The organism is Variovorax davisae (assembly GCF_030316845.1).
GTDB lineage: Bacteria > Pseudomonadota > Gammaproteobacteria > Burkholderiales > Burkholderiaceae_C > Variovorax > Variovorax davisae.
This window is the reverse complement of sequence record NZ_JASZYS010000013.1, coordinates 125412-150192: the sequence shown is the minus strand read 5'-3', so window position 1 is coordinate 150192 and position 24781 is coordinate 125412. Positions and strand designations below refer to the sequence as shown.

Genomic DNA, 24781 nt, shown 5'->3' with positions numbered 1-24781 from the left:
CTCATGATGTTCCTCGGGCGATTTAAACAGCGTCGTCCGTGGCATCCATGGCTGCCGCTCGCGTTGCGAAACCCTGGGTCACGACGGCGAGAGAGCACCGGGTCTGAGGAGCCGGTTCGCGCTATGTGGAAGCTGCCACCGGTCTGAGTTCACCCTTCGCCCCCTTGGGCTCCGGCGCTCGCGAACTTGGCCTTGAATTTTCGAATACCCGGCACACACTGCAAGTGCAGGATTGCATCCGGCGTGGGGAAGCTCATGAACAGCACGCGGGTTGAATCGAGCCGGCGACGCTTTGCGTGGCCGTTGCTTGTGGCGTTGTCCGTCGCATCCTGCGGCGGCGGAAGTGGCGACTCGTCCGGGTTGGCGTCGTCTATGAAACCCTCTTCAACACCGGTGCAAGCTGCACGCAATCCACAAGCACTTGACGAGAGAACCGGGGACGCTCGCGACGAAAAGCTGCTGCCGGTGTTCATCCGGCTCGTGTCGAGTGCACCCCAGTGGGTATCGGGTGGCGACGCGCGCGTCGAGGTATGGGCGCCGCCCGGTTTGCATGACAACCTGGAGATCTGGATCAACGGCCGGAAGACTTCGCAGCCGCTGGTCTCGCGCGGTTTGCGGCTGGAGGGCGTCATCAGCGGCTTCATCGACGGGGAGAACAAGCTCGAGGTCCGTTTCGCGCACGGTCTCGTCGTCGCGGATTCGATCCGGCTTACGAATCATCCGATCCAGGGTCCGATGTTCTCGGGCCCTCACCAGCATCCCTTCGTCTGCACCACGAACCAGTTCTTTCTGCAGCCAAAGATCGACTCGGATACCCCACCCGGCTACGCAGTGGTCGGGGCCGGGGGAACCATTGCTGGCTACAGCCGCGACTGCTCCATCGACACCTTTGTGAGCTATCTGTACTGGGCGACCGACAACACGTGGAAGGTGCTACCGCCAGGCCAAACGGCGTTGGCCGACATGACGCAAGTGACACTGGCTGACGGGCGCACAGTGGACTTCATCGTGCGCCGTGAAGTCGGCACCATCAATCGCTTCCTGTACAGCTTTGCGATGCTGGCGCCGCGCGGGGATGATCCGGCCCACCCGGATACGAGTCTGTGGAACAGTCGGCTCAACTACTATTTCCAGGGGGGAGTGGCGGTTGGCCATTCGCAAGGCGCTGTGCATGGCCGCTCGCTCGACATTGAAATGCTGAAGCGGGGCTACGCGATTGCACACACGAGCGGCAACAACACGAACACCCACTACAACCTGCAGTTGGCCGACGAGACTGCGATGATGGCCAAGGAGCGTTTCATCGAGCGCTACGGCGTACCGTCGTATACAGTGGGCTTGGGCGCCTCGGGCGGTGCCATCGCGCAGTACATCCTGGCGCAGAACCACCCCGGTATCCTGGACGCTGCGCTTCCTGTGCAGTCCTACCCCGATATGGTCTCGCAGGTGACCAGCGTTGGTGATTGCGAGCTGCTCGAGCACTACATGGACGTCACCGACCGGAACAACGTGCGGTGGAGCGATGCCAAGAATCGCACGCTGCTTGTGGGACTGAACGCCGAACCTGCGGTGATTGATCCGATGTCAGCGGTGAAGCCGTTGATCGGGCTAAACGGTCCGAGCATGACCACGGGCTCGACGGAGTGCGTGAGAAGCTGGCGCGGCCTGTTCCCGCTGGTGATGAACCCTTGGTTTGGACGCGCGGCCAACTCGGACAGCTACGTGCCGCATAGCGACATCCTCGCCATCCAGTGGACGCATTTCGACGACGCTCGCAACATCTACGGTGTCGGTGCCGACGGCTACGCGCGCCATACGTGGGACAACGTCGGCGTCCAGTACGGCCTGAAGTCGATGAAGGCCGGCCACATCACGCCGGCGGAGTTCATCGACCTCAACTTCAAGGTGGGCGGATGGAAGCAGCCCAAGGACATGGTGCAAGAAGGCTTTCCGCTGTTTCCTGGCATTACGCCGGCCATGGCTGTCGCGAACCCGGCACTGTTCGATCCCTGGAGCCGGCGCAACATGACACTCGTTCCGGCTGAAGGCATGCCTGCGCCGCGCACCGAGGGCAACCTCGACGCCATGCGTGCGGCCTACACCTCCGGCCTTGTGTTCAGCGGCCTCATGCCCGTGCCCACCATCGACAGCCGACCATACCTTGAGCGCGACGTCAACATGCACAACGCGCACCAGGCCTTCGCGATACGCCAGCGCGTGCTGAAGCGGATGGGGACGAGCGACCACTTTGTAATCTGGTTCACCGATGCGAAGCCTGGAACACTGCCGGTGGACAAAAGCTACGTCGCGGTCGACGTCATGGCGCAGTGGATGGCCAACATTCGCGCCCATCCGTTCCTGGGCATTGCCAGGAACCGGCCGGTCGCCGCGGTGGACAGTTGCTTCGACGTCAACGGAAATCTGATCGCTTCAGGGCCCGACGTCTGGAATGGGATCCTCGACGAAAAGGCCAAGGGCATTTGCACGCTGGCGTTCCCGCTGTTCAGCTCCTCGCGCATCGTCGCCGGCGCGCCGCTGGAAGGCGGGATCTACAAATGCGCGTTGAAAAGCGTGGACGCGGCGTTGACCGACGGCACCTATGAACCGTGGGCCCCCGATCCCGTGTCTGTCGACAAGCTCAAGCAGACTTTCCCGCAAGGCGTATGCGACTACAGCAGGCCAGACCAAGGACGTCCGTAGTCAGCTCACCGGATCAAATCACTCGGGGACGTTCCCGGACCGGGATTCATCGCTCGGCTGGGGCGCATGGAAATGCGCGATGCTTGCCCCTCCCGTCGCCGCCCAGGAACGGTCATTCAGCTCGCACAAAGCAATGCCGACTTGCAGTCACTCGCCCCCGCCTGCCCAGCCGCGAACTCGACAAACGCCGGCGAACGCGACGGTTTGGCCACGCAGGGCCGCCATCCGCGACTGCGCGAGGCAGATGCGCTCGGAGCCGGTTACTCGTCAAGTTTGGGTCATGCACGCGTATGGACAGGGCTGATGACAGTTGCCACAATTCAACGTAGCAAACGAGAGCCGCCCCTAATGGCGAAAAGGCCCGTCGCCAGTCGCCAACTCAGATGAAGTTTCAGATGCATTGGGCAAGACCTGTTTTTCTGATCGCAACGATGGCTGCCTTGGGATGGAGCACGCACGTCCACGCGCAAATTGCTTTCATCGCTCGGCACGTAATCGGTCGCGTGGAGCAGATGTCGCAACAGCAAGGCAACGGCGGCGTTGCGTACGACACCGCCGCCGTGGTGGTTGAAGTTCCTGCAGAGAAAGTCTATGCCGTCGCACTTCGCAACCTCAGCGCCCAGCCTCAGTTGCGGATCACTGGCCAAGACCAACAAACGCGGGTCATCCAGTTCACGAACAACGTTCAGATCGCGGGGCTGCAGGTCAACGCACTATCGGACCGACTTTCTCAAATCCTGATCACGTCTGCCCATACGGGCGACCAGAACGTCTCATCGCTGATCCTCGAACGCATCCTTTTGTTCTGCTCGGAGATGAAGGTGAAGTGTTCGAAGAGTCCGAACTAGCGTGAACCCCCTCGACTACCTTCGCGTCGGTAAACACTGGACACTCACGCATCTGTGTTGACAGCCATCACAGCGAGACCCCTACTGGCGGCCGCAATCGTGGCCCGCGATTGGCTGGCTGGCACATGATGAGACCGTCCAAGAAGAACATCCTGCGCTACGAAGTCATCGGCCGAGGCGGTACTGCCGTGAGCAGGCTCTCCGCGGTGGTGCTGATCGAGCCCGGCAAGTGGGTCCAGCCGGTGCCGCCGTCGAATCCGGTCCTCAAAATCTTCTGATGCAGGATGCAGACGGGTTCGGATTGACACTGTGGGCCCGAGACTTCGACTTCAGGTCGTGCATCAGCGGGGGATGCTCTTGCGTATAGGAGAGCTCGGTTGCCTTCGGAACTTGCGAACCATGTGTTCGCTTTTTTTCGGTTCGAATCGACAACACAATGTGTGTTATGTAAAATCATAACCCACACAGGCCCAGGCGCGGTTTCCCACGACGACTGACCCTCGGCCGCCTGTCACAGCGCGAGCAGCGTCCCGCCGCTCGGGGCACGGGAACCCTGCCGCGCCTCCGATCGAGCCTACTGATCGATGAAGGGTGAAGCGCGCTCCGCGCGCTGGATGTCCCAGTCATCGATGAAGGCGCGCGATCTCGCGGCGAGCGCCGAAATGGCACTCGCCCGATCGTCGTACTTCCCGGCGAGGGCGATTCGACATCGGTGCCCGTCCTTCCATTGAAGGTCGGCGTGCCCTGAGGACACGCCTTCCAGACTTGACCCGTCCAACTCAATCACCACAAACCAACCGTCGTATTCGAACCGATGAAGTGCAGCGTCGGGTGACATTGCCAAGACCTCCAACAAAGCGCCCCACTCTCTCCCCTCCGACTGAAAAATATAGCGTCTCCGCTCGCCGTTGTCAGCCCTCTTGCCAGCCTTCGAAGGGTCTCGGCCGCTCGATCGCCGGCGGGCCGGAACTGGATTCATATACAGCAGTTGCGACGCGCCTTTCCGCGTCGCCGCGAGGCTCAGCGGAACTGCTTGCGCAGCAAGGGCTTGTGGCGGGCGATGTGCGCCAGCTGCGCCTCGGCGACGAGGCCGCCGAGATCCGCACCGTCGCCATTGAGCACCTCGTTGGCGTGCACCAGCGCGCGGGCCACCACCGCGTCCTCGCTCACGCCGAGCTGCGCTGCGAGGTCGAGTGCCACGCGCTTCATCGCGCGCTGCGACAGCATCCACATGGCGCCGAAGGCATCCCACGCGGCGGCCGATTCCTTGAAGCGTTCGCGGTCCGCCAGAATCTCGTTGAGCGGCTTGGCCAGCAACGCGTTCACCGCGTCGAGCTGCTCGGCCAGCACCGCCTGCTGCGCCTGGGCATCGCGCAGCGCGTCGGCTGCACTGTCGGCCGGCGGAGGCACCGGTGCGGCAAAGCGGCCGTCCGCGTTCGGCTTGGGGATCTGGAGCTTGTCGGACAGGGACATGGCGTTGCCTTTGGTCGGGCATCTGGCTGGGGTTCGAGAGTGTAATGACCGCGTGGCGCCGCGCCGCGCCGCGACCCGCCCGCTGCGTCAGGGGCATTCAGTCTTCGTTCAGGCGCTCGTCCCATGATGCGTTCTCCCTCCTGCCCGCTTCGGCGGGCTTTTTATCGCCGCGAGGCCCAACAACAACGGACAGCCGATATTGACTGAAGGCGACGCAGACTTCGTATACCGCAACTGGATCGTGCGCGTCGAGATCGAGCCCGCGGGAGAAGCGATTTCCGGGCACGCAGATCTGTATTGGCGCGGCCAGCACAAGTGCCGCGTCGCGCTCGCCACCTCGCGCCTCGATCCGACGCGCGCCCGGCTGGCGCTTGGCACGAAGGCGCGCGCCTTCATCGATGGCTGGATCGCTCGGCCTCACGCTGGCGACAGCGGATTCTGTGATATCCAGGCTGGGGACAGCGCGCCGCCATGACGGCAGCCACGGCGGATCGGTCGGCGCCGGGCAGGCGTTCGCTGCGGCGCCCTCGGCCAGACGACGACACCCTCAGGCCGGCTGTGCGCTGCCCTGGCCCGGCGGGAGGTGCACGAGGGTGAGCGAGACCCAGCGCATCTGCTGCGTCTCGGTCCGCTGGATCAGCCCGAGGCCCTCCAGCTCCTGCGCGATCTGCGCGAACCGGTCGGCCAACTGCTGCGACAGGGCCACGCCGTTCTTCGTCACGCGCGGCAGGACCCGCAGCACGGTTTCAGGCGCCGAAGCCTTGCGGCCTGCGTGCGTGGCCCGGTAGAGACGAACCAGCAAATGCACATGCGCCCCGGTGAGCACCGCGCTCGCCGGCCCCAACAGCGATGCCAGCGCCGCCGCGAATGCGCCGATGCCGGCTTCCGACCAGCGCCCGGCGGCACGCACCGGATCCAGCAACGCGCCGACCAAGCCCCAACTGGGCAATTGCACCTGCCTCGGCTGGTCGTTGTCGGCGACCTCCAGCGTCGCCATTCGGACGGCGGTCGCCAGCTCTCCCTTGAGGTACTGCGACACGCCCAGCACCGTCGGCCAGGCGTGGATGAGGTTGCAGAAGCCGCTGATCTCGCTTTGCGTCTGGCGGCCGGTCGCGAGGGCCTCGAGCACCGCGCGAAAGGCCAGCTGCTCGTCCTTCGTGGGGACCCATTGACGTTCGGCTGGCAGCATGCTTTCGGCCAAGGGCGCCAGGTCGTGCAAGACGCCTCGCCGCAACGCCCACAATGTGCGTTTCCCACTGGAGGGCAGGAGCGCATCCGGCTGCAGGGAACTCCAGATCGCCACCTGGCTCGCCGGGCTGAGCCCGGCCATGGCGACGTTCAAGGCAGACTGGCAGGACGCGACCAAGCCGATGTACGCCGGCACGCCCAGCCGGCGCTCGCCACGCACGAACGCGCCCTCTTCCATGTGCGCTTCCAAGAGCATCTCGCGGATCCTCGGTGTTTGGAGCGAATGCTACGGGAAGATCCGGCCCATGCGTCCGAAGACCTTGAGACCGGTTTCTCGGAGGCCTGTCATGGATGGCTGCGTCGACGGCGGGATCAAGACCTCGGATCGCCATCGCGCAGGCGAATGCTCACAAGGATTTTCCCCCTCCTCCTGCGCCCTCCTCGTCCGGACCCGCTCAGTGTGCGTGGCGTGACGATCAAGGAGACCTCCCCATGACGACGACCTGCGAGGCTGTCTACTGCTTTGACCGCGCGACCGTTCGCTTTGCCATGTACCCGGAAGGCCTCGAGGGCCCCCGGGTCCTGGCGGAGATCTCGGAGGACGCGCTGCGCGATGTGTTCGGCGCACGCGATGGCCCGGACAGCCTGCTCGAGGCCTGCGAGGCGAATTTCGACGCCATCGAAAAAGTTGCGGCCCAACGGCGCAGGCGGCGGCCCGAGGCACCGATCGAACTCGAGATCATGGATTTTTCCGCCCCGCCAGGAGCCGCGCCCGCCGAGCCGGGCGCGCAGGCGCGAAACGCTCAGAGGCCGTAGTACGCGCTGGGGGCGACGACCGTGATTGCGGCAGCCCAGCGACCATCCGGTCTCAGAACGCGGCGCCCCGGAGCAGGCTCGCCTTGCCGTCGAAGCTGAGTTCGCAACGGTCCTTGAAATCGAGAATCCGGGTCCTCCTGCCGGCGGCCAGGCTGACCAGGTAGTTCACCGCCTCCTTGCGCGACGGCCAGGTGGTCGCCACCAGTTTCGGCGGAGAGGATTCCTCGTCGATGGCCACGTAGCGGCCGGCCGCGTGGCGGCCGAAGCCGACCGGCACCTCGATGCCGGCTTCCTCGCAATAGGCCTGGATCTTGACCTTGTACCTTTCGAACATCGCGGCTCCTCTGAAGGATCTGTCGCCTGATTCTTGTTGTACGAGGGGTTACCGAATGTCAGCAAATGCGCTGTCCCCATGCCGGCTTCGCTCACGGCCGATGGGTCCGGATGGGCCGATGGCGCAGCGCGCCGCCAACCGGCTCAGAGCAGGCCCGCGGCTTGCGCGGCGTCCAGCACGGTGCGGGTCAGGTCTCGGAACTGCCCGCCGAAATCGGACGACGGCGACGCCGCGAAGGTCGAGGTCCACACCATCCGGCCATTGCGCACGTCGCTGACGCGTCCCGTGGCCGAGAAACCAGTGCTCCCCCAGCCACCGATCGGCGCGCTCAGGCCGATCCCTGCGCCACTGCCGCGTCCGAAACTGAAGCCGCCCACCCCGACCGACATTCCCGAGCCCATTGACGTCGTCGCCGGCGTCAGGCTCAGGACGAAAACGGTCCGTGCTCCGGCGGCGTTGGCGCTGGCGGCCAACTGCCCCTCCCAGTCGCGGGGGTTCATCGCAGTCGTGTCCATCGGGGCGGCCACGGTCTGGGCGCCCCTGGCCTGGAGGGCTTGCTGGAGGTTGTCCTGGCACTGCGCCCGGGCCGCCAGGTCGAAGGTCTCGCAGGCGACCAGGACCTTGCCGTCGCGCAGAACGCCCGAGTCAGATCCCAGGGCGGGATCGATCCATTCGCCCCAGCGCTGCGGCGGCGCCGAGCACCCGGCAGCCAAGAGCGCCGCCACTACCGCGGCGCGGGGAGAAGTCAACCCGTCTTTCATGTTGCCCCCGGATCCAACTGAGGGACCGCAGGGTATGCGGGCCCAGGGGCGTGTTCGCGGAAGAAAGTTCAGTCGACGCGAGTAGGAGAATGCCGCGGCCGGGTCGCATCAGCCCGCCGGCGCCGGCGCGGGCCCGATCGCGGGTGCGTGCAGCACTGCATTGACCTCGGCGCCGAAAATCAGCGTGGCGGCGCTGATGTACAGGAAGACCAGCGTCGCGACCACGCCGGCGAAGCTGCCATAGATCAACGCCAGGTTGCCCGCCGTGCGCAGGGTGTAGGACAGCGTGGCGGCGGCCCCCACCCACAGCGTCGCACCGACGACGGCGCCCGGTATCACCGAGACCAGCCGCTGGCGAACGTCCGGCAGCCAGCCGTAGAGCAGCGCGTACAGGACGCTCAGCACCAGGAAGGCCGAGCCGTAGCGTACGCTGTTGCGCAGCCAGAGAAGCTCTTCGCCAGCCCCCACGTTCGCCTCCAGCAGCTGCCACACGATGGGCATGATGATCACCGAGCTGAACGCCGCCAGGACGCCGGCGCCCACGACCACCGTGAACAGGGTGACCTTGATCCGCGCCTTCCAGAACGGGAGGCCACGCTGGATGCCGTACGAACGGTTGAGCGCCGTGCGCACCGCCTGCAGGCCGGAGGAGGCGGTCCAGAGCGTTGCAATCACGCCGATGGTCAGCAGCGCCTGATTGCGCTGCGCCAGCACCTGATCGATGACCGGCTGCACCGCGTCGCGCACCACCTGCGGCGCATAGCCCATCACGCGGGCGGCCAAGGCCGCCGCATCGCCGGGCTGGCCGAAGAAGCCGGCTGCGGCGGACACCAGGATCAGAAGCGGAAACATCGCCAGCACGGACGAGAACGCCAGGCTGCCCGCCTGGTTCGCGCTTTGGTGGAGGATGTAGTTGCGCATGGCCAGCAGCACGATGCGCAGGCCGGGGGTGGCCAGCGCGGCCTGCCGCAGCCGGGCCCAGGCCCAGGCGATCCGGGGGCCGATGTGCTTGCCGTTCACGCCGACTTGCGCGCCTTCGCCGCCGCGCTCTTGCGGGCTGGCGCCTTGCGCGGCGTCTTTCGCGCGGCCGGCTTCGGCGCCTTCGCGCCCTTGAGGCTGCGGGCGAGCAGATCAGTCAGGTCGATGATCTCCGCGCCTTCCGACGGCGCCTCTTCTTCCGGCTGGATCACGGTTTCGGTGTCTCCCGCCTTCACTTTCTTCGCCACGAGCTTCATGACTTCGTGCTTGAACTCGTCCTTGAAATCTTCCGGCTTCCACCCGCCCGACATGCTCTTCACGAGCTGCTCGGCCATCTTCATTTCCGCCCCGCTGATCTTGGCGCCCTTGATGCCCGCACCGGGAAGATCCAGGCCCTCGAGCGACTTCACCTCGTCGCCCCACCGAAGCAGGTTGAGGACCAGCGCCTTCTCGCCGGGCACGAGCGCGGCCAGGTGCTGCTTGGTGGCGATCACCACCTTGGCCAATCCGATCTTGCCGGTCTTGTGCAGCACTTCCCTCAACAGCGCGTAGACCTTATGGCCTCTGTTGATCGGCGCCACGTAGTAGGGTCGCTGGAGATAGACAAAGGGGAGCGCATTCGCATCGACGAAGCGCTGGATCTCGATCGTCTGGGTCGTGCGCGGATACACCGCCTCGATCTCGTCGGGCGAGATGACGACGTACTTTCCGTCCTCGTACTCGACGCCCTTCACGATGTTGTCCTTGTCGATCTCCTTGCCGGTCTTCTTGTTCACGCGCTTGTAGCCGACCGGGTCCATGGTGCGCTTGTCCAACCAGTCGAAATCGACCCCCTCCTCGGTGGTTGCGGTGTGCAGGCCGACGGGGATGTGGACCAGGCCGAAGGTGATCGCGCCCTTCCAAAGTGTTCTGCTGCCGGTGGCCATCCCAGTTCTTTCGAAGTTGCTCTGGATCCGATGACCGGGGTGGCCCCGGCGGCGCATCCGAGCGTTTGCCCATGAATTGGCGCGATCTTCGCCGGACGCGAGGCCGCGAGCCGTCAGCCGGAAGACCCAGCGGCTGTAGGGATTGACGGGCGAAGCCATCGAGAGAACGCCCGCAGGCGCCCGCACGCGCCGGCGGCGAAGCCGCTCACGGCGGTGACGCCTCGGTCTTGAACAAGCCCCGAACGTTGAGCGCGGCCAGGCAGAGCTGCAGCGCGATCAGGGCCCACGCGGCGGTGTGAATCCCCCAAGCCACCCAAAGGACGTTGCTGAGCAGGAATATCCAGAAGCCCGCATTGCGTTTTCCCTTCGAGTTGGAGCCGACCAGATAGGCCGCAGCGATCGATGCCGCGAATGCCGGCCATTGCACGAGGTCCAGAAAGTCCACGTTCGGTGCTGTCGCCTGCGCGCAGTCGCGCAGGCGAGGATGTCCTGTTGCATGTTCGAAGGCTGCAATCTCCGTGTCGGTGCCTTCGCGCCCGGTCATCCAGCGACCAGCGCGCGGGTAGGCGATGGGCTCGACCCGCGTCGCCGCCGCTGGCTGAGAGCGTGCAGGCTGCCGGGCAGCTCGCGAGCCAACTCGCGCGCCAGGTAGCCCACCGGACCGTGCAAGCGCGCCAATGCAGCGCCAGCGCTGGCGTGCGCGACCACACCCCAGGCACATGCGGGGAGGGGCTGCAGGCCACGCGCCGCCAGGCCGCCGATCAATCCCGCCAGCGTGTCGCCGGAACCGGAGGTGGCCAAGCCTGCCGCGCCATCGTCGAACTTCCACATCGCGCCGTCCGGCGAGGCAATGACGGTGCTGCCCCCCTTCAGCGCCACGCAGCCGTTCCAGCGCGTGGCCGCCTCGCGGGCCGCTCCGACCGGGTCGGCACAAACGGCCTCCTTGCTCTGTCCGCTGAGGTAGGCCATCTCGCCAGCGTGCGGCGTCAATACCGTCGGCTGGTCCAGCGCGCCGTGGCGGACGATCGACAGGGCCAAGGCATCCAGCACCACCGTCGCGTGAGAGAACAGCGGCATCAGCGCGCGCACGAAGCCGACGGTCGCGCGTTCATCCTGCATGCCGGGCCCCACCACCAGCGCCCGGACGTGCTCCGCAGTGGCGGCGAGCGCATCGCCGCCGCGAACGAGCAGGCCGCCGCTGCGCGCCTGGGGAAGGCTGACGACGCGCGCCTCGGGCACCGCGAACGCGAGGCCTTGCGCGATGCATGCCGGCGCCGCCATCGTGAGCTTGCCTGCGCCTGCCCGCAATGCTGCCACGGCAGCCAGCAGCGCCGCACCGGGCATCTCCTGGCTGCCAGCAACGATCAGCACATGGCCGCGATCCTCCTTGTCCGCATCGTCACCCGGCTTCGGCAGCGGCCAACGCGCCAGGGCGGCAGGTGTCAGTCGCTTCGGTCGGGAACCGGTCGCGTCCATCGCGCGCTCAAGGTTTCGCCGCCGTCGGCAGGTCGGGGGCGGTGGTGACGGGCGTGGCCGCTTCGCGCAGCGGGGCGAGGAAATTGACCAGGTCCAGTTGCAGCATCTCTTCATCCCCAGGACCGCGTCCGGCGCGGTAGGAGGTGATGGCGCAATTGGGAACGTCGCCCTGGCGGTCGATCTCGAGGATCTTGTTCTCGTCGAGGCGTTCGAGCAGGTATCGCATGCAGTTCACGATGACCTGGTGCGCCACCACGAGCACGCGGCGCTGCGCATATTCCCGCGTGATCATTTCGATCAGGCTGCGCAATCGAAGGATCACGTCGCACCAGCTTTCGCCCCCGGGTGGCCTGAAGTAGAACTTGCCGACATGCAGTCGCTGCTCGTTGAGTTCGGGATGCTTCTGCTGGATGCCGAACTTCGTCAGCCGGTCGAGGATGCCGAACTCCTTTTCGCGCAGGCGCTCGTCCAGGCGCAGGCGAGCGGCCGGGCTGGACATGCGGGCACGATCGGCGACCAGCTCGGCGGTCTGGCGCGCGCGCTCGTAAGGCGAGCACAGGATCACCTCGGGCTGCTCGTGCGCAGGCAGCTTGGCGAACCAGTCGCCCAACGCCATGGACTGCTGCACCCCGAGTTCCGACAGCGGAACATCGATGTCACGCCAAGCCAGGTCGATGACGGCCAAGCCTCCGGATTCCGCCGCGTCGCGCGCGACGTTGCCGGCACTCTGGCCATGCCGGACGATCCACAGCTGCCCTGGCCAGCCGGCGTTCATGGCGCGGCCACCGCCGCCGGGCCGAAAGCCCACATCACCGGCCCGCCCTCTGACCGCACGCGCGCTGCGCTTCCACCCACGGCCTCCTCCGCGTGGTCAGGCTCGCAACCTCGCTGCTCGTACTTCGCATAGGCCATGGCGGCTCCCGGTTGGAAAGGGCTGGATCCAGCTGCGGCGCGGACCTGGCGTCCGAGGGCTGCCGAAGCACAGCAAACCATGCGATGTGGCGCAATGCAACGGCGTAGGACAGCTTCCATTCTTGGCGCGAAGCAGGTCGACGGCGGGCGCCCCCGGCGCCCGCCCGGTCGGACGCTGCGTGCCCGCCTACATCCTTGGCAACACCCCGCCGACACCACCCCGTCCCCCCGTGCCTGGAAACTCTGCCACTCGAACGAGTGCAGCGCGCGGCGCTGGAATCCTTGCCAAGAAGGAAAAAAGAATGCCCCCAGATCTGGCTCCGCCGCAGGATGAAGCGCTGGGCTCGATGCCGACGACGAACACGTCGGCCTATGCCAGCCATTCCGTCGTCCTGACGGCCTTCGACCGTTTTGCGTCGCGGGTCACCCGATGGGCCGGCTCGCCGCTTGCGTTCGCGCTGGCCCTGGCCTCGGTCGTGGTCTGGGCCGCGCTCGGGCACTTCTTCCACTACTCGGAGAACTGGCAGCTCGTCATCAACACGGGCACCACCATCGTCACGTTCCTGATGGTGTTCATGATCCAGCAAAGCCAGAACAAGGACAGCATCGCACTGCACCTGAAGCTCAACGAGCTTCTGGCGGCCAGCAAGCAGGCGAGCAATCGCATGATCGGGATCGAGGACCTGGACGAGCAGGACCTGCGGGACGTGGCGGAGTTCTACGTCCGCCTGGCCGCCCGCGCCAAGGACGGTGGCAGAGGCAAGGAGACCCATTCCATCGACGAAGAGGGCATGCCGACCGATCGGCGCCCCGGTGCAGGCCCAGCGCAGACGAGGCTGACGCAATGACGCCGAGAATCCGGAAAGGACAGGCGCCCGAGTCGCTGCAGCGCGCCGCGTTCCACGATCGATTCATGCAGCCCTACCAGGACCCCGCCTTCAAGGCGGAGGCGAAGGCACTCGAACGCATCGAGCTCATCGCGTGGGAGGCCTACGAGCAAGGGCGCAAGGCGCCTGTCACGCGCAAGGCAGGCGCCGGTCATGCGGATCCGCAGTACGAGCTCTCCGTGGACTGGATCGAATGCAAGGCGCGCATCGATGCCGCACAGGCGCTGTGGGGCCGACCGGACACGCGATCGCGTGTCTTGCTGGTCAACGGATCGCCGCGCAACGACGGCACCTGTCCCGGCGAAGTATCGAAATCCTGGCGGCTCACCGAACTGGCGCGCGAAGTGCTCGTAGCCGCCGACATCCAGGCGGACGTGCTGGACCTGAGTCTGGTGACCTCGGAATACGGCAAGCAGATCCATCCCTGCAAGAGCTGTGTCTCGACCGCCATGCCGCTGTGCCACTGGCCGTGCAGCTGCTACCCCAATCATTCGCTGCGCCAGATCGGCGACTGGATGAACGAGATCTACGAGCGCTGGGTGGCGGCGCACGGTGTGATACTGATCACGCCCACGCATTGGTACCAGGCCACGAGCCCGCTGAAGCTCATGATCGACCGGCTGGTGTGCGCCGACGGCGGCAATCCCGATCCGACCAGCACGCACGGCAAGAAGGCCGACGAGGCCAAGGCGCTGGAACTGGACGGCGACGGCTGGCACTTTCCCAAGCACCTGGCCGGCCGCGTCTACGGCGTGCTGGTGCATGGCGACGTCGCCGGCATCGAAAGCCTGCGCCGCAATCTTTGCGACTGGCTCGACTGGATGGGCCTTGTCGACGCCGGCGCACAGGCCCGGCTGGACCGCTACATCGGCTACTACGAGCCGTACGCCACCAGCCACGACACGCTGGACCGCGACGTCGACATGCAGGAGGAAACCCGCAACGTGGCGCGCGCCGTCGCCCTCGCCGTGCGCGAGCTGCGCGCGGGCAGGCTCAGCGTGCCGGACCGCGCACTGTCGCGGCCCAGGCCCAAATAGGCCACCCCCGGCCCGATCAGCCGGCGGGAACCAGCAGGTTCGTGCAGTTCGTGGTGAGCGGATCGAGGGTGATCGCGAGCCGCCCGACCAGCCGGTCGCTGTAGTTCTTGTTGGGATGCACGAAGTCGAGCAGATCCCAGGCGCCATAGAAGGGCACCGACCCCCAGTCGGCGAAGGCGGTGTGGGTGTTCGCGGCGACCGCCTGGACCACGGAATCGTAGAAGTCCCGGCGCAGCAGGTCGCCATATCCCATGGGCCCACCCCTGGCCTGGTGCGAAAAGCCGGTCAGCACCGGAACCCGGCCCTCGTCCCGCACCCTCTGGATGATGGCGTTGTACTCGTTGATGACCGCGTTGATGCTCGCCCCTTGCCAGGCGTCGATGACGCCGTTCTCGATGATCACGAAGCGGGCGCTGCGAGTCACCCAGGGAAAGGCAGACGCGAGGTCGAGCAGCCTCATGCCCTGGGCCGAATGATCGGTGAACACCAGGTTGGGCCGGATGCGCTGCAGCGTCATCACGGGCGATTCCGCGGTTCCGTTAAGGGCCATGATCGAGTCGCCATAGATCTCGACCGTGCACAGCGCTGCATCTTCGTCCGGCTTGAGGCGGGGAGCGGTGTCCAGCCCTTTCGACGAACCGGCGGCGGGTGGCGCGTCGGACTGGACCACGGTGCCGACGGCCATGCCGCCGTCGCCTCCGCCGCCACAACCTGCAAGCAGTCCAGCCAGCAACACGGAGACAAGAAATGCAATCATGGTTCGCCCCTCCATCTGATGCGGCCGCTCCCGGGCACTGGCGCGGGCAGAACATTGACATCGTTGGGTCGGATTGGCGAGCGCCATCAAGTTAACGCCACCGTCAAAAAGGGCATGCACCTACCTGGACACGGGCGGATCCGCCGCTGCCAGGCGATGCGGATCGGCGCAACTTCAACTTCATGAAAACACTCTTCCCCCTCCTCCTGGCTGGCGCCGCCGCCGCGCTGACCGGCTGCGTTGCCGTTCCGTACGACGCCGGACCGCCGCCCGGGGCCTACTACAGCCGACCTGCCCCGCCGCCGCCGCCCGGCGCGCGCCGTGACTACGACCGCGACGGGGTGCCGGATCGCTACGACCGGCGTCCGGACAACCCCTATCGCTATTGAGTCCATGCGGGGCGCGGGCCTACAGACTTCGCGACAGTCCGCGTGCTAGCTTGGCGCATTCCCTTGCGAGGTACGGCATGGCCTCCGCCCCCTTCATCCTCTATGGTGCGCCGGGCTCCGGCGCCACGCCGGTGCATGCGGCGCTCACGCTGCTGGACTTGCCGGTCAAGGTCGTGGACGTCGCTCCCTGGCAAGGCGAACAGGAGCGCGGGCGGCTGATGGCCGTGAATCCGATGCGCCAGGTGCCGGTGCTGGTGCTGCCCTCCGGCGAAGTCATGACCGAGAGCGCCGCGATGCTGGTGTGGCTTGCCGACCGCTACCCCGCCGCAGGCCTGGCGCCGAGCATCGACGATCCGACCCGGGGCCAGTTTCTGCGCTGGATGAGCTTCGTCTCGGCTGCGATCTACTCGCTCTACTGGGTCCGCGACGAGCCCTCCCGTCTCGCCGCCAGCCCGGAGGCGCAAGCGACCCTCCTCGACCGAACCGCCGAGCGGATCGCGCAGTGCTGGCGGGACATGGATGCACAGCTGCCGCGTGGGCCCCGCTACCTGCTGGGGGACCGGCTGAGCGTGCTGGACCTGTACGTCACGGTGGTGTCGCGCTGGCAGCCGCGCCGGCTTCGGTTCTACCGCGAAGCCCCGCGCATGGCGGAGGTGGTGCGGCGCGTCGACACCGAGCCCCGGCTGCTGGACCACTGGGCGGCGCGCTACCCGTTCGTGGACCAATGGGAGAGCGAAGACCCGTAGCCGACGCCTTGTCTGCGGCCTTCGCCGCCGGCCGGGCGGGGCGCCGTTCCTTCGGGTGCCAGCGGTCGGCCGGCGCTGACAGGGGTTTCGGCTTTCTCCCTAGGCCGGATGGCCTCGCCAGGGGTCAAGGTGCGTCATCACAGGAGCATTGCCATGAACACCCCTCGCAAAGATGCAAGCAACGAAGAGCCGGAGCTGGGCGCCGAAGAGTCGGTTCCCCTCGACGGGAAGGACCCCGTGGGCGAGCAGATGATGAAGGATCTGGGTCGCGATGCCGGCAAGGGCGCCAAGGAGCGCACCACTGGCGAAGAGGATCCGGGGCCGCTGCCGGAGCGGTTTCCCGCCCGTTGAGTCGTCGCCCCCGTCGCCGCGGCAGGCCGGCGTCGCCAGCGCAGCCCCGAGATCGACACTTCCATGAACCCATCGCGCCACAGCCTGCTGCGCCGCCATCCGATCTGGACGGCGCTCGGCCTGCTGGTCGCTGCCGTGGTGGTGTTCTTCGCATCGTTCGACTGGAACTGGGTGCGGCCGCCGCTCGAGCGCTACATCTCGAAGAAGACCGAGCGCGAATTCCGGACCTCCGACCTGCACGTGAAGCTCGGCCTGACGCCGACGATCCGCATGCGCGATGTCTACTTCGGCAATGCCGCGTGGGCGAAGGGAGAGCCGGCGATGGCCCAGGTCGAGATGCTGGAGTTCTCGGTGTCGCTGCGCGACCTGCCCGAAAAGATCCTGGTACCTCGCGTAGCGCTCACGCGCCCCGACCTGGTCTTCGAACGCCTGCCCGACAACCGCAAGAACTGGATCCTCTCCGATCCCGATGACACCTCGCCGAGCAAGCTGCGCATCAGCACGCTCTCGGTCGACCACGGCCGGCTGCGCTACATCGACCACGGCGAGCCCTTCGAACTCGAGGTCCAGGGCACCACCTTCGATCCGGCGGCCCAGCAGAAGGCCAAGGACGCCGACGCGAGGCCCGACAACAACCGCTACACCACGCAATACGACTTCAAGGGCAGCTACCACCACGCCAGGTTCTCGGGCCAGGCACTGACGGGCGACGTCCTGAGCTTCCAGGAATCCGGCGTGCCCTTCCCGCTGCAAGGCCGGCTCGACGCCGGCACCACGCGCGCCGCGATCGAGGGCACGATCGCCGACGCCGCGGACATCTCGGGCATCGACGTGCAGCTGCGCATCGAAGGCCAGACGCTGGCCAACCTCTATCCGTTCCTGCTGCTGCCGCTGCCGGCGTCGCCGCCGTACCGGCTGCAGGGCCACCTGGTGCTGAAAGGCAACCGCTACACCATGGACGACCTGGCCGGCCACATCGGCTCGAGCGACGTCAGCGGCAAGGGTGCCTACATCGACCGCAAGCCCCGTCCCCTGCTCACGGCCGACCTCCGCAGCAAGCGCCTCAACCTCGCCGACCTGGGTCCGCTGATCGGCGTCCAGACCAAGGAGAGCGGCGGCAAGCCCGCGGTGTCGCAGTCCGAGAGCAGCAGCCGCCCGGCCGCCAAGGCCAAGGAGAAGGCGATCGACCCGGACCACGTGCTGCCGGCCGGCCGCTTCGATGGCAGCCGGTTGCAGAAGATCGACGCCGAGGTCGACCTGGTCGCCAGCCAGCTGGTGGTGCCCGAGGCCCTGCCTCTGGAGAGCCTCAAGGCTTCTCTGCGCCTGCAGGACGCGCGGCTGAAAGTGGACCCGCTCGACTTCGGCTTCGCGGGCGGCACCCTGGCCGCCAAGGTCGCGCTCGACGCCCGCGAGCCGACGATCCGGTCGGACGTCCAGATCGACCTGCAGCGCGTGCGCGTCGGCGAGCTCTTGCCGGCCATGCCGGCCACCGTGGCCAAGGGCGCGGGCCGGGTCGGCGCCACGCTGCGGCTCAAGGGCACGGGCAACTCGATCGCGGACGCGGCGGCCAAGGCCGACGGGCGCATTGCCGCGACGGTGGTGAACGGCAGGATCTCGAACCTGCTGGATGCGGCGAGCGGGCTCAACGGCGGCAAGGTGCTGACGCTCTTGGCCGGCGGCGACAAGGACATCGTGATCCGCTGTGGCGGCGTGAATTTCGACGTCGCGGGCGGGCGCGGCAAGTCGACCCTCTTCGTGGTCGACACCGAGCAGACCCAGGTGCTGGGCAGCGGCAGCTTCGACCTCGAGCACGAGCGCTTCGACATCACGGTGGCACCCAAGCCCAAGGAGGTCGGCCTGCTGTCGCTGCGCACCCCGGTGCGGCTGCACGGGTCGTTCAAGCAGCCTGAGTTCGAGATCGTGAAAGGCCCGCTGGCCGCTCGCCTGGGCGCGGCGCTCGGACTGGCGGCGCTCAACCCGCTGGCGGCACTGATCCCCCTGATCGAGACCGGTCCGGGTGAAGAAACGAACTGCGGGGCCATTCAGCGCCAGGTCACCGGCGCGGTGAAGCAGGCGGGTGGCCCCGCGCTCCCTGGTCGGCAGGGGGCCAGGAAGCCATGAGTCCTGGAAGGGCCCCTGCCTGCGCCTGATCAGGCGGTGACGCCGGTGAGCGATTCCAGCAGCTCCTCCTTGCGCGCGGCAAGCTGCTCGCGCATGGCGACCAGGTCGAGGCTGCGCGCCGCGCGTGCCTTGACGAAGATCTCGTTGCGCTCTTCCTTCACGTGGTGATCGATGTACTCGCCGAGCACCTTGACCTTGGCGTCGAACATCTCGTCGACCTCGGACGCCGATTCCAGCTGCGCGATCAGGTCCTTGACCGTCGCGTGCTCGACCTCGGCCTCGTCCAGCAGATCGGTGGATTTGATGGCCTGGCGCAACGCCGGGTAGAAGATCTCCTCCTCGATCTGCGCATGCACCGTGAGTTCCATGCAGATCTCGTTCGCCAGGTCGCGCTTCTTCTGCCCCGCGCTCGCGGCCTTCGACTTCGTGAGGGTCTCGTAGTCGCCGAACATCTTCTTGACTTTTCGATGGTCGGCATCGAGGAGGCTGCAGGCATCGGGCGCGGCGCGCTTGGGGGTGGTGGTCATCATGGGTCCTTCTGGCGGGTGGTGTGAATGGGGTCGAAGTCCCCATCTTGCGAACGGCCACCACCCGGGCACGTAGGCGACACGCCCTTTCAAACGCGCAGCTTTGCCGACGCGGGCTCGCCAAGCGACAGCATCAGCCGGTTCGCCCAGTTGAAAAAGGCGGCCCCATGGACCAGGTCGGAGATCGCGAGCTCGTCCAGGCCGACCGCCCGGAGGCGCTCGACGTGCGTCGCATCGAAATGGATCGGGGTCGATGACAACGCCACCGCGGCCTCGACGATCGCCTGCCAGCGGTCGTCGAGCACGGTGGCCGTGCCCTCGTCCAGCAGCCGCTGCACGTCCGCGCCGCGCTGCGAGAAATGGGTCGCGAAGCGCGCATGCACCGAGGCGCAGTAGATGCAGCCGTTGTGGCGCGAGGCCGCGGCCGCCGCGAGTTCGCGCTCGGCCCGCGGCAGGCCGCCGTCGAGGTTGTAGAAGATGTCCTTGTCCGTCCGCGTGCGGGCGCCCAGGATGTCGGGGTCGCGCGCCAGCAGCATGAAATAAGGCGACTTCGCGCGCGCGGCATCGACCAGCCCTTCGCGGTGGCGATCGGTCAGCGCGCCCTCCGGCAGGGGCTGCAGCCAGGGCAGCCAGTCGAGTTCGTCCTGCGTGAAGCGATCGGGCGGCGTGCGTGCGGGATGCGAAAGGGTCGTGGCGGTCATGCGGAAGGACGGGTCTGGAAGGTCGTGGAGGTTTCGGCGAGCGGGTCGGCCGGGGCAGCGGAGGCGTCGAGCGCCTGCAGGCCCACCACCACCCGCAGCTGGTAGGCCAGGAAGGCGACCAGTTGGGACAGGGTCACGATGTCGTCCGCGGACCAACCGGCGTCGAGCAGGGTCTGCAACGCCTCCCTGCCCGCATCGCGCGGGTGGAACACCAGCAGGTGCGCATGCGCCAGCGCCGCCGAGAGGCGATCGCCGAGCACCGCCCTGCCCTCCCCGCTGGTCCGGTAGGCCGGGCCGTCGGCATCCTCGGCGCTCAGGGGTCCGTCGGGATAGCGCCCGTACGGACCCGATGCCGCGCCGGAGGCGGCCTCGGCGGCAATCGTCTCCGCCCAGCCGGACGGCGCCCCCGCGCCTGCCTTTCGGCATAGAAGCGCAGCGGCGCCGGCTGCCGGTGCAGCGCCACGACGAAGGCGGCGACGGCGAATCGTTCGGCCCGCGTGAATTCGGTCGACGCCGGTGCCACCGGATCGAACAGCGCCAGGTGGCTCTGCTGGCTGTGGCGGCGCGTCTGCGGGCGGCGCGCGCGAAGTCCGTCGAGAAAACTGCCCGGCTGCACGTCTGCCAATTCGTCGATCGTGTCGTGTCTGAAGGTGGTGGTCATGCGAACGATGAGAGGGGGTGGAAGACGGTGTCGCCGCACGGGCCCAGCCGAGCGCCGGCGCCACCTCGGTGGCGGCCAGCTCGATCGAGCGCAGGATGAGCGAATGCGGCGGATCCACCGAATGCACCTGGAACACCAGGTCCGTCACGTGGTCGAGCGTGCGGTCCCGCTGCAGGGAGGCAATGACCTCCGATGGCGTTCCCACGTGCACGTCGTAGCCCTCGATCAGTTCCCGCAGGCTGGCCTGCGGCCCCGGCCGGCCCGGGATCGCGAGCCGGGCCGCGCCCTGGCGCAGGCCCTGCTCGGCCAGGCGCAAGGCCTCTTCGCGGTCGTCGGCCACGAACACCGAGCGCGAGCCCATGATGCGCGGTGCGCACCCCGCCGGGAGCCGCTCGAGGTAGGCGTCGATGATCGGGCGCTGCAACTCGGCCAGCGCAGCCCGCGGCCGGTCCTCGGGGCGCGGCTGTGTACGCGACAGCATCAGGCCGTCGCCCGCCAGGCCAGCCCTGGCGCCGCCGGCGACCGAGAAGGTAGCCTGCCAGATCCGCGCGGCCAGCCCCGGCGACAAGGGATACAGCCGATCGCCGCCCGCCAGCGGACGCCCGCCCCAGGCCTCGCGCACCACGGCCAGGTGGCGGGCGAAGACCTCGTTGCGCGCTTCGCTGTCCAGCCCGAAGGCCGTGAACGACGACGGCGTGCCGCCGGTGCCGACCCCGAACTCGAGCCGGCCGCCCGACAGCAGGTCGAACACCACCGCGTCCTCGGCCACCCGCACCGCGTTCTCCAGCGGCAGCGTCACGACCCCCGTGCCGAGCCGGATCCGGGAGGTCCGCGCGGCCACGTGCGCGAGGAACACGAAGGGCGACGGCAGGCCGCCCTCCGCCTCGTGGAAATGGTGCTGCGCCACCCAGGCGGTGTCGAAGCCGAAGCGCTCGGCGTGCGCGATCTGCTCGGCCACGAGGCGATAGCGCTCGCTCGCGGGCGCATCGTCGAGCAGCCGGCTGAAGAAGCCCAGGCGCTTGGGTGGCACCCGGCTTGCGCCCGATGCAGAAAGATCGGACATGGCTCAGGCCGCCTCTTGTTCGAACTCGATGCTCGCGCCATGCGTGAGCGTCAGGGCGGGCGTTCGGGCCGAGGCGTCGCCGCGGGTGCGCAGGACCACCGCATGCGGCCCCTCGCCCCGCACCGCGAGCCGCTGCTGCAGCGGATCGCCGTGCGCGCCCTCCTCGGCTTCCCCGGCATCGGATGACCGCTGCGCGTCGGGGGCCCACAGCAGCAGCGACGTCTCTGCCAGCGCGATCAACGCCAGCCGGCCGCGCCCGCCGCCGAGCGTCACCGCGCGGCCGACGCCCGCGGCGGCGGGTCCCAGCAAGGCCCGGTAGCGTGCCAGCGTGGCGTCCAGGTCGTGCACGGTGAGCGCCAGGCTCGCCACGCCCGTGGCGCCGTTCGGATGCCGCCGCGCATCGCCCTCGGGCACGCGCAGCGCGCGCGGCGTGATGTCGCCGCACAGGAAAGGCAGGTCGGGCGTGGCGGGGCGCGCGGTCTGCCAGCGAAGGCGTTCGCCGTCCGGCCGCAGCCGTCCGCCGTCGAGCGGGCCTTCCAGCCGGAGCCCCCGGCCGGCCGCGGCGGCCACGGTCGCGGCGGTGTCGGCTGGCAACAGGGCGAAGTCGACGATCCCCTCGCCGCGCCGCTGGAGCAACTGCCACCAGCGATCCGCGGGCGCAGGCTCGCGCCAGGCGATCAGTTCGAAGTAGCTGCCATCGGCAAACACCACCAGCGCGTTGTGCGTCGGGCGGCCCGGGTGCTCGCCACCGCGAAGCACGTGGAAGCCGAGCGCGGCGTAGTCGTCGATGGCCGCCTCGAGATCGTGGACGGCGATCACGATGTGATCGAGGAAGAGGGACATGGAGCTTTCTTTCAGGAAGCGGTGCGGGCGGCGTCGCCGCCACCGAGATAGGCGTCGCGGATGCGCTCGTCGGCCAGCAGCCGGTGGGCCGGGCCGCTCAGCACGATGCGCCCGGTCTGCAGCACGTAGCCGTGGTGCGCGATCTGCAGCGCCAGGCTGGCGTTCTGCTCGACCATGAAGACCGAGATCCCCTCGCGGTTGATGCGCGCGATGAGTTCGAGCACCTTGTCGACATAGAGGGGCGACAGCCCCATGGTGGGCTCGTCCATGCACAGCAGGCGGGGCCGGCCCATCAGCGCGCGCGCCATCGCCACCATCTGCTGCTCGCCGCCCGACAGCGTGCCGGCCTGGAATTCGATGCGCTCGGCGACGCGCGGAAACAGCTCGAGCATGCGCGCCAGGTCCTCCGCCACCGCCTTGCGGTCGTTGCGCGCATAGGCGCCCATCAGCAGGTTCTCGCGCACCGTCATCGCCGGGAACAGCCGCCGCGCCTCGGGCACCGAGCCGATGCCGCGCCGGACCACCTGCGGCGTCGCCAGCCCGAGCAGCGAACGGCCCTCGAACTGCAATTCGCCCGAGCGCGGCTTGAGCAGCCCGAGCACCACCTTCATCGTGGTCGACTTGCCGCTCGCGTTGCCGCCCAGCAGGCTGACGATCTGGCCGGGTCGAACCTCCAGGTCGAGGTCGAAGTGGGCCTGCACCGGGCCGTAGAAGCTGTTGATCTTGCGCAGCGAGAGCAGCGGTTGGGGCTCGCCGGCCGGCAACCCGCCCGCGCGAGGCGCCGGCGCCCCTTCGTCGCGCGGTTCGCCCCAGGCCGGGCCCGGCGCCAGGCCGGTGCGGGCCACGGTCGCGAGCGCGCTCATGCCGCCACCGCCGGTTCGGCCGCCGGCGCCACGACCGGCGCCCGCCCGACATGCCGGTTGCCGAGGTAGGCCGCAATGACCGCCGGGTCGTTGCGCACCGCCTGCGGCAGGCCCTCGGCGATCTTGCGGCCGTCGTCGAGCACCACCACGCGGTCCGACAGCTGCATCACGAGGTCCAGCTTGTGCTCGATGAGCAGGATGCTCTGGCCGCGCGACTTGAGCGCGCGGATGATCTCCAGCATTTCGGCGGTCTCGCTCTCGTTCATGCCGGCCGTGGGCTCGTCGAGCAGCAGCAGGCGCGGCTGCAGCGCCAGCGCGCGGGCGATCTCCACCCGCCGCCGGTTGGCGTACGAAAGGCTGTGCGCCGGGTGGTGGATGCGTGGCGCCAGGCGTTCGCCGAACAGCGCGATGATCGCCAGTGCCTCCTCGCGCAGGCGCGCTTCCTCGCGCGTCACCGCGGGCGGCTGCACCAGCGCCAGAGCGAGCTCGGCCAGCGCGGCGGCGCCGGGCACGCCGCCCAGGCGCGGCCGCGCCGCCCGCAGGCGCGTGTGGGCGCCGACCAGGACGTTGTCCAGCACGCTCAGGTTGGCGAACACGCGCCCGTGCTGGAAGGTGCGCGCGAGTCCGTGCTGGGCGAGCTTCTGCGCGGGCCAGCCCGTGATGTCGACGCCGTCGAAGCGCACGCGCCCGCCGTCGGGCTGGTCGAGGCCGGTGACGAGGTTGAACAGCGTGGTCTTGCCCGCGCCGTTGGGCCCGATCACGCTGACCAGTTCGCCCGCCGCCACCCGAAGGCCCACGCCGTCCACGGCGGTCAGGCCGCCGAAGCGGCGGGTCAGGCCCTCGACCTCAAGCAGCGACGGCATCGCCTGCCTTCACGCTCGAGTTGGCCTTCGAGTCGACCAGGCGGACCTCGGCGCGGATGGTCTGCGGATGGCGCAGCAGGTTCAGGATCGGGCAGTTGCGCTCGACGGCCTCGAACAGGGCATCGATCTCCTCGCGCGAGGCCGGCGAATCGATGTGCACCGTGTAGCCGATCAGGTGCGGCCAGATCGGCGTCTGCTCGTGGCCCGGCTTGCCGGCGCGCGGGTCGATGAGGCCGGTCACCTCGACCTCGAGGCTCTCGAGCGGCACCTGGCGCTCGGCCGCCTGGATCAGGAAGATGTGCGTCACGCAGGTGCCCAGCACGCCGAGCTGCAGCTCGGGCGAGCTCGGGCCCAGGTTGTAGCCCGCGAAGTCGGGCGGGCTGTCGCTGATGACCTGGTGGTCGCGAATGCGCAGCCGGCGCACGCCGCTGCGGCCTTCGGCGCTGACGCGCGCCTTGAGCTGCGCCGGTTGCGCGGTGCCGGCCTCGACGGCGGCATTGCGGGCCAGCACGGCGGCGCGCTTCTCGGCCAGGTAGTCGTTCAGATGGCTCATGCGGTCG

Annotated in this window: 30 protein-coding genes and 1 pseudogene; 11 read left to right on the top strand and 20 right to left on the bottom strand. The window is 68.0% G+C overall.

The window, feature by feature from the left end; genetic code table 11:
• Positions 1–149: 149 nt before the first annotated feature.
• Positions 150–473: a hypothetical protein gene (locus tag QTI33_RS26435; RefSeq protein WP_286509334.1), complete on the bottom strand. Its 324-nt coding sequence runs from the start codon at positions 471–473 to the stop codon at positions 150–152.
• On the opposite strand from QTI33_RS26435, the gene QTI33_RS26430 reads away from it, so the two are divergent.
• The 3 genes from QTI33_RS26430 to QTI33_RS26420 all read left to right on the top strand — a co-directional run bounded on the left by QTI33_RS26430 (position 466) and on the right by QTI33_RS26420 (position 3826).
• Positions 466–2700 (top strand): DUF6351 family protein, encoded by a 2235-nt coding sequence (locus tag QTI33_RS26430; protein WP_286509333.1) that lies wholly within the window; start codon positions 466–468, stop codon positions 2698–2700. The genes QTI33_RS26435 and QTI33_RS26430 overlap by 8 nt on opposite strands.
• A gap of 383 nt (positions 2701–3083) precedes the next feature.
• Positions 3084–3548, top strand: a complete 465-nt coding sequence (locus QTI33_RS26425) for a hypothetical protein (RefSeq protein ID WP_286509332.1) — start codon at positions 3084–3086, stop codon at positions 3546–3548.
• Positions 3549–3676: 128 nt separating this feature from the next.
• Positions 3677–3826, top strand: coding sequence for a hypothetical protein (locus QTI33_RS26420; protein ID WP_286509331.1), 150 nt, complete (start codon positions 3677–3679; stop codon positions 3824–3826).
• 296 nt (positions 3827–4122) lie between these two features.
• Here QTI33_RS26420 and QTI33_RS26415 read toward each other — a convergent pair whose 3' ends face one another.
• On the bottom strand, positions 4123–4386 hold the full coding sequence (locus QTI33_RS26415; protein WP_286509330.1) for a hypothetical protein: 264 nt from the start codon (positions 4384–4386) through the stop codon (positions 4123–4125).
• Positions 4387–4568: 182 nt separating this feature from the next.
• Positions 4569–5021 (bottom strand): hypothetical protein, encoded by a 453-nt coding sequence (locus tag QTI33_RS26410; protein ID WP_286509329.1) that lies wholly within the window; start codon positions 5019–5021, stop codon positions 4569–4571.
• A gap of 199 nt (positions 5022–5220) precedes the next feature.
• Here QTI33_RS26410 and QTI33_RS26405 point away from each other — a divergent pair, with 199 nt between their 5' ends.
• Positions 5221–5496 carry a hypothetical protein gene (locus QTI33_RS26405; RefSeq protein WP_286509328.1) on the top strand — a complete coding sequence of 92 codons (276 nt, stop codon included), beginning with the start codon at positions 5221–5223 and terminating at the stop codon, positions 5494–5496.
• Between the two features lie 72 nt (positions 5497–5568).
• Here QTI33_RS26405 and QTI33_RS26400 read toward each other — a convergent pair whose 3' ends face one another.
• Positions 5569–6465 (bottom strand): hypothetical protein, encoded by an 897-nt coding sequence (locus QTI33_RS26400; RefSeq protein WP_286509327.1) that lies wholly within the window; start codon positions 6463–6465, stop codon positions 5569–5571.
• A 236-nt stretch (positions 6466–6701) separates the two neighbouring features.
• On the opposite strand from QTI33_RS26400, the gene QTI33_RS26395 reads away from it, so the two are divergent.
• On the top strand, positions 6702–7025 hold the full coding sequence (locus QTI33_RS26395) for a hypothetical protein (protein WP_286509326.1): 324 nt from the start codon (positions 6702–6704) through the stop codon (positions 7023–7025).
• Positions 7026–7077: 52 nt separating this feature from the next.
• Here the strand turns inward: QTI33_RS26395 and QTI33_RS26390 are convergent, their stop codons facing one another.
• From QTI33_RS26390 to QTI33_RS26360, 7 genes are all read right to left on the bottom strand, one after another.
• Positions 7078–7359 (bottom strand): hypothetical protein, encoded by a 282-nt coding sequence (locus tag QTI33_RS26390; protein WP_286509325.1) that lies wholly within the window; start codon positions 7357–7359, stop codon positions 7078–7080.
• A gap of 143 nt (positions 7360–7502) precedes the next feature.
• Positions 7503–8120 (bottom strand): hypothetical protein, encoded by a 618-nt coding sequence (locus tag QTI33_RS26385; protein ID WP_286509324.1) that lies wholly within the window; start codon positions 8118–8120, stop codon positions 7503–7505.
• A gap of 108 nt (positions 8121–8228) precedes the next feature.
• The gene (locus tag QTI33_RS26380) at positions 8229–9140 is read right to left on the bottom strand and encodes a YihY/virulence factor BrkB family protein (RefSeq protein WP_286509323.1); all 912 of its coding nucleotides are present in this window, start codon (positions 9138–9140) and stop codon (positions 8229–8231) included.
• Positions 9137–10024, bottom strand: a complete 888-nt coding sequence (ku, locus tag QTI33_RS26375; RefSeq protein WP_286509400.1) for a non-homologous end joining protein Ku — start codon at positions 10022–10024, stop codon at positions 9137–9139. Before ku ends, QTI33_RS26380 begins: the two co-directional genes overlap by 4 nt.
• Before the next feature lie 205 nt (positions 10025–10229).
• On the bottom strand, positions 10230–10469 hold the full coding sequence (locus tag QTI33_RS26370) for a hypothetical protein (RefSeq protein ID WP_286509399.1): 240 nt from the start codon (positions 10467–10469) through the stop codon (positions 10230–10232).
• Between the two features lie 95 nt (positions 10470–10564).
• Positions 10565–11500 carry an NAD(P)H-hydrate dehydratase gene (locus tag QTI33_RS26365; protein WP_286509322.1) on the bottom strand — a complete coding sequence of 312 codons (936 nt, stop codon included), beginning with the start codon at positions 11498–11500 and terminating at the stop codon, positions 10565–10567.
• 7 nt (positions 11501–11507) lie between these two features.
• Positions 11508–12275: a histidine phosphatase family protein gene (locus tag QTI33_RS26360; RefSeq protein WP_286509321.1), complete on the bottom strand. Its 768-nt coding sequence runs from the start codon at positions 12273–12275 to the stop codon at positions 11508–11510.
• Positions 12276–12714: 439 nt separating this feature from the next.
• Here QTI33_RS26360 and QTI33_RS26355 point away from each other — a divergent pair, with 439 nt between their 5' ends.
• A complete protein-coding gene (locus tag QTI33_RS26355) occupies positions 12715–13260 on the top strand; it encodes a low affinity iron permease family protein (RefSeq protein WP_444814893.1) in 546 nt (181 codons plus the stop codon).
• The gene (locus QTI33_RS26350; RefSeq protein WP_286509320.1) at positions 13257–14336 is read left to right on the top strand and encodes a flavodoxin family protein; all 1080 of its coding nucleotides are present in this window, start codon (positions 13257–13259) and stop codon (positions 14334–14336) included. Before QTI33_RS26355 ends, QTI33_RS26350 begins: the two co-directional genes overlap by 4 nt.
• Positions 14337–14352: 16 nt before the next feature.
• On the opposite strand, the gene QTI33_RS26345 is transcribed toward QTI33_RS26350, so the two are convergent.
• A complete protein-coding gene (locus QTI33_RS26345; protein ID WP_286509319.1) occupies positions 14353–15093 on the bottom strand; it encodes an SGNH/GDSL hydrolase family protein in 741 nt (246 codons plus the stop codon).
• Between the two features lie 182 nt (positions 15094–15275).
• Here QTI33_RS26345 and QTI33_RS26340 point away from each other — a divergent pair, with 182 nt between their 5' ends.
• The 4 genes from QTI33_RS26340 to QTI33_RS26325 all read left to right on the top strand — a co-directional run bounded on the left by QTI33_RS26340 (position 15276) and on the right by QTI33_RS26325 (position 18700).
• On the top strand, positions 15276–15482 hold the full coding sequence (locus QTI33_RS26340) for a hypothetical protein (protein ID WP_286509318.1): 207 nt from the start codon (positions 15276–15278) through the stop codon (positions 15480–15482).
• Between the two features lie 77 nt (positions 15483–15559).
• Positions 15560–16228, top strand: coding sequence for a glutathione S-transferase family protein (locus tag QTI33_RS26335; protein WP_286509317.1), 669 nt, complete (start codon positions 15560–15562; stop codon positions 16226–16228).
• A gap of 153 nt (positions 16229–16381) precedes the next feature.
• Positions 16382–16579 carry a hypothetical protein gene (locus tag QTI33_RS26330; protein WP_286509316.1) on the top strand — a complete coding sequence of 66 codons (198 nt, stop codon included), beginning with the start codon at positions 16382–16384 and terminating at the stop codon, positions 16577–16579.
• Positions 16580–16642: 63 nt separating this feature from the next.
• A complete protein-coding gene (locus QTI33_RS26325) occupies positions 16643–18700 on the top strand; it encodes an AsmA family protein (RefSeq protein WP_286509315.1) in 2058 nt (685 codons plus the stop codon).
• Between the two features lie 29 nt (positions 18701–18729).
• Here QTI33_RS26325 and QTI33_RS26320 read toward each other — a convergent pair whose 3' ends face one another.
• From QTI33_RS26320 to QTI33_RS26285, 8 genes and pseudogenes are all read right to left on the bottom strand, one after another.
• Positions 18730–19230 carry a hemerythrin domain-containing protein gene (locus QTI33_RS26320; protein WP_444814892.1) on the bottom strand — a complete coding sequence of 167 codons (501 nt, stop codon included), beginning with the start codon at positions 19228–19230 and terminating at the stop codon, positions 18730–18732.
• A gap of 86 nt (positions 19231–19316) precedes the next feature.
• Positions 19317–19928, bottom strand: coding sequence for an alkylhydroperoxidase domain protein (locus QTI33_RS26315; protein ID WP_286509313.1), 612 nt, complete (start codon positions 19926–19928; stop codon positions 19317–19319).
• On the bottom strand, positions 19925–20308 hold the full coding sequence (locus QTI33_RS26310) for a CMD domain protein (protein WP_286509397.1): 384 nt from the start codon (positions 20306–20308) through the stop codon (positions 19925–19927). Before QTI33_RS26310 ends, QTI33_RS26315 begins: the two co-directional genes overlap by 4 nt.
• Positions 20309–20605: 297 nt before the next feature.
• A pseudogene (locus QTI33_RS26305) lies at positions 20606–21652 on the bottom strand (putative FMN-dependent luciferase-like monooxygenase); the annotation flags it as partial.
• Between the two features lie 3 nt (positions 21653–21655).
• On the bottom strand, positions 21656–22495 hold the full coding sequence (locus tag QTI33_RS26300; RefSeq protein WP_286509312.1) for a VOC family protein: 840 nt from the start codon (positions 22493–22495) through the stop codon (positions 21656–21658).
• A gap of 11 nt (positions 22496–22506) precedes the next feature.
• A complete protein-coding gene (locus QTI33_RS26295; RefSeq protein WP_286509311.1) occupies positions 22507–23358 on the bottom strand; it encodes an ABC transporter ATP-binding protein in 852 nt (283 codons plus the stop codon).
• A complete protein-coding gene (locus QTI33_RS26290; protein ID WP_286509310.1) occupies positions 23355–24221 on the bottom strand; it encodes an ABC transporter ATP-binding protein in 867 nt (288 codons plus the stop codon). The genes QTI33_RS26295 and QTI33_RS26290 overlap by 4 nt, the downstream gene beginning before the upstream one ends.
• A complete protein-coding gene (locus QTI33_RS26285) occupies positions 24205–24774 on the bottom strand; it encodes an OsmC family protein (RefSeq protein WP_286509309.1) in 570 nt (189 codons plus the stop codon). The genes QTI33_RS26290 and QTI33_RS26285 overlap by 17 nt, the downstream gene beginning before the upstream one ends.
• Positions 24775–24781: the final 7 nt, after the last annotated feature.

What these genes read in the sequence shown, in the direction of transcription:
- QTI33_RS26360 (WP_286509321.1), bottom strand. Translation starts at nt 12,275, where the DNA reads ATGAACGCCGGCTGGCCAGGGCAGCTGTGGATCGTCCGGCATGGCCAG.
- QTI33_RS26435 (WP_286509334.1), bottom strand. Translation starts at nt 473, where the DNA reads ATGAACACCGGCAGCAGCTTTTCGTCGCGAGCGTCCCCGGTTCTCTCG.
- QTI33_RS26350 (WP_286509320.1), top strand. Translation starts at nt 13,257, where the DNA reads ATGACGCCGAGAATCCGGAAAGGACAGGCGCCCGAGTCGCTGCAGCGC.
- QTI33_RS26290 (WP_286509310.1), bottom strand. Translation starts at nt 24,221, where the DNA reads ATGCCGTCGCTGCTTGAGGTCGAGGGCCTGACCCGCCGCTTCGGCGGC.
- QTI33_RS26325 (WP_286509315.1), top strand. Translation starts at nt 16,643, where the DNA reads ATGAACCCATCGCGCCACAGCCTGCTGCGCCGCCATCCGATCTGGACG.
- QTI33_RS26425 (WP_286509332.1), top strand. Translation starts at nt 3,084, where the DNA reads ATGAAGTTTCAGATGCATTGGGCAAGACCTGTTTTTCTGATCGCAACG.
- QTI33_RS26345 (WP_286509319.1), bottom strand. Translation starts at nt 15,093, where the DNA reads ATGATTGCATTTCTTGTCTCCGTGTTGCTGGCTGGACTGCTTGCAGGT.
- QTI33_RS26300 (WP_286509312.1), bottom strand. Translation starts at nt 22,495, where the DNA reads ATGTCCCTCTTCCTCGATCACATCGTGATCGCCGTCCACGATCTCGAG.
- QTI33_RS26395 (WP_286509326.1), top strand. Translation starts at nt 6,702, where the DNA reads ATGACGACGACCTGCGAGGCTGTCTACTGCTTTGACCGCGCGACCGTT.
- QTI33_RS26420 (WP_286509331.1), top strand. Translation starts at nt 3,677, where the DNA reads ATGAGACCGTCCAAGAAGAACATCCTGCGCTACGAAGTCATCGGCCGA.
- QTI33_RS26385 (WP_286509324.1), bottom strand. Translation starts at nt 8,120, where the DNA reads ATGAAAGACGGGTTGACTTCTCCCCGCGCCGCGGTAGTGGCGGCGCTC.
- QTI33_RS26355 (WP_444814893.1), top strand. Translation starts at nt 12,715, where the DNA reads ATGCCCCCAGATCTGGCTCCGCCGCAGGATGAAGCGCTGGGCTCGATG.
- QTI33_RS26390 (WP_286509325.1), bottom strand. Translation starts at nt 7,359, where the DNA reads ATGTTCGAAAGGTACAAGGTCAAGATCCAGGCCTATTGCGAGGAAGCC.
- QTI33_RS26365 (WP_286509322.1), bottom strand. Translation starts at nt 11,500, where the DNA reads ATGGACGCGACCGGTTCCCGACCGAAGCGACTGACACCTGCCGCCCTG.
- QTI33_RS26320 (WP_444814892.1), bottom strand. Translation starts at nt 19,230, where the DNA reads ATGATGACCACCACCCCCAAGCGCGCCGCGCCCGATGCCTGCAGCCTC.
- QTI33_RS26410 (WP_286509329.1), bottom strand. Translation starts at nt 5,021, where the DNA reads ATGTCCCTGTCCGACAAGCTCCAGATCCCCAAGCCGAACGCGGACGGC.
- QTI33_RS26415 (WP_286509330.1), bottom strand. Translation starts at nt 4,386, where the DNA reads ATGTCACCCGACGCTGCACTTCATCGGTTCGAATACGACGGTTGGTTT.
- QTI33_RS26340 (WP_286509318.1), top strand. Translation starts at nt 15,276, where the DNA reads ATGAAAACACTCTTCCCCCTCCTCCTGGCTGGCGCCGCCGCCGCGCTG.
- QTI33_RS26315 (WP_286509313.1), bottom strand. Translation starts at nt 19,928, where the DNA reads ATGACCGCCACGACCCTTTCGCATCCCGCACGCACGCCGCCCGATCGC.
- QTI33_RS26285 (WP_286509309.1), bottom strand. Translation starts at nt 24,774, where the DNA reads ATGAGCCATCTGAACGACTACCTGGCCGAGAAGCGCGCCGCCGTGCTG.
- QTI33_RS26400 (WP_286509327.1), bottom strand. Translation starts at nt 6,465, where the DNA reads ATGCTCTTGGAAGCGCACATGGAAGAGGGCGCGTTCGTGCGTGGCGAG.
- ku (WP_286509400.1), bottom strand. Translation starts at nt 10,024, where the DNA reads ATGGCCACCGGCAGCAGAACACTTTGGAAGGGCGCGATCACCTTCGGC.
- QTI33_RS26335 (WP_286509317.1), top strand. Translation starts at nt 15,560, where the DNA reads ATGGCCTCCGCCCCCTTCATCCTCTATGGTGCGCCGGGCTCCGGCGCC.
- QTI33_RS26330 (WP_286509316.1), top strand. Translation starts at nt 16,382, where the DNA reads ATGAACACCCCTCGCAAAGATGCAAGCAACGAAGAGCCGGAGCTGGGC.
- QTI33_RS26295 (WP_286509311.1), bottom strand. Translation starts at nt 23,358, where the DNA reads ATGAGCGCGCTCGCGACCGTGGCCCGCACCGGCCTGGCGCCGGGCCCG.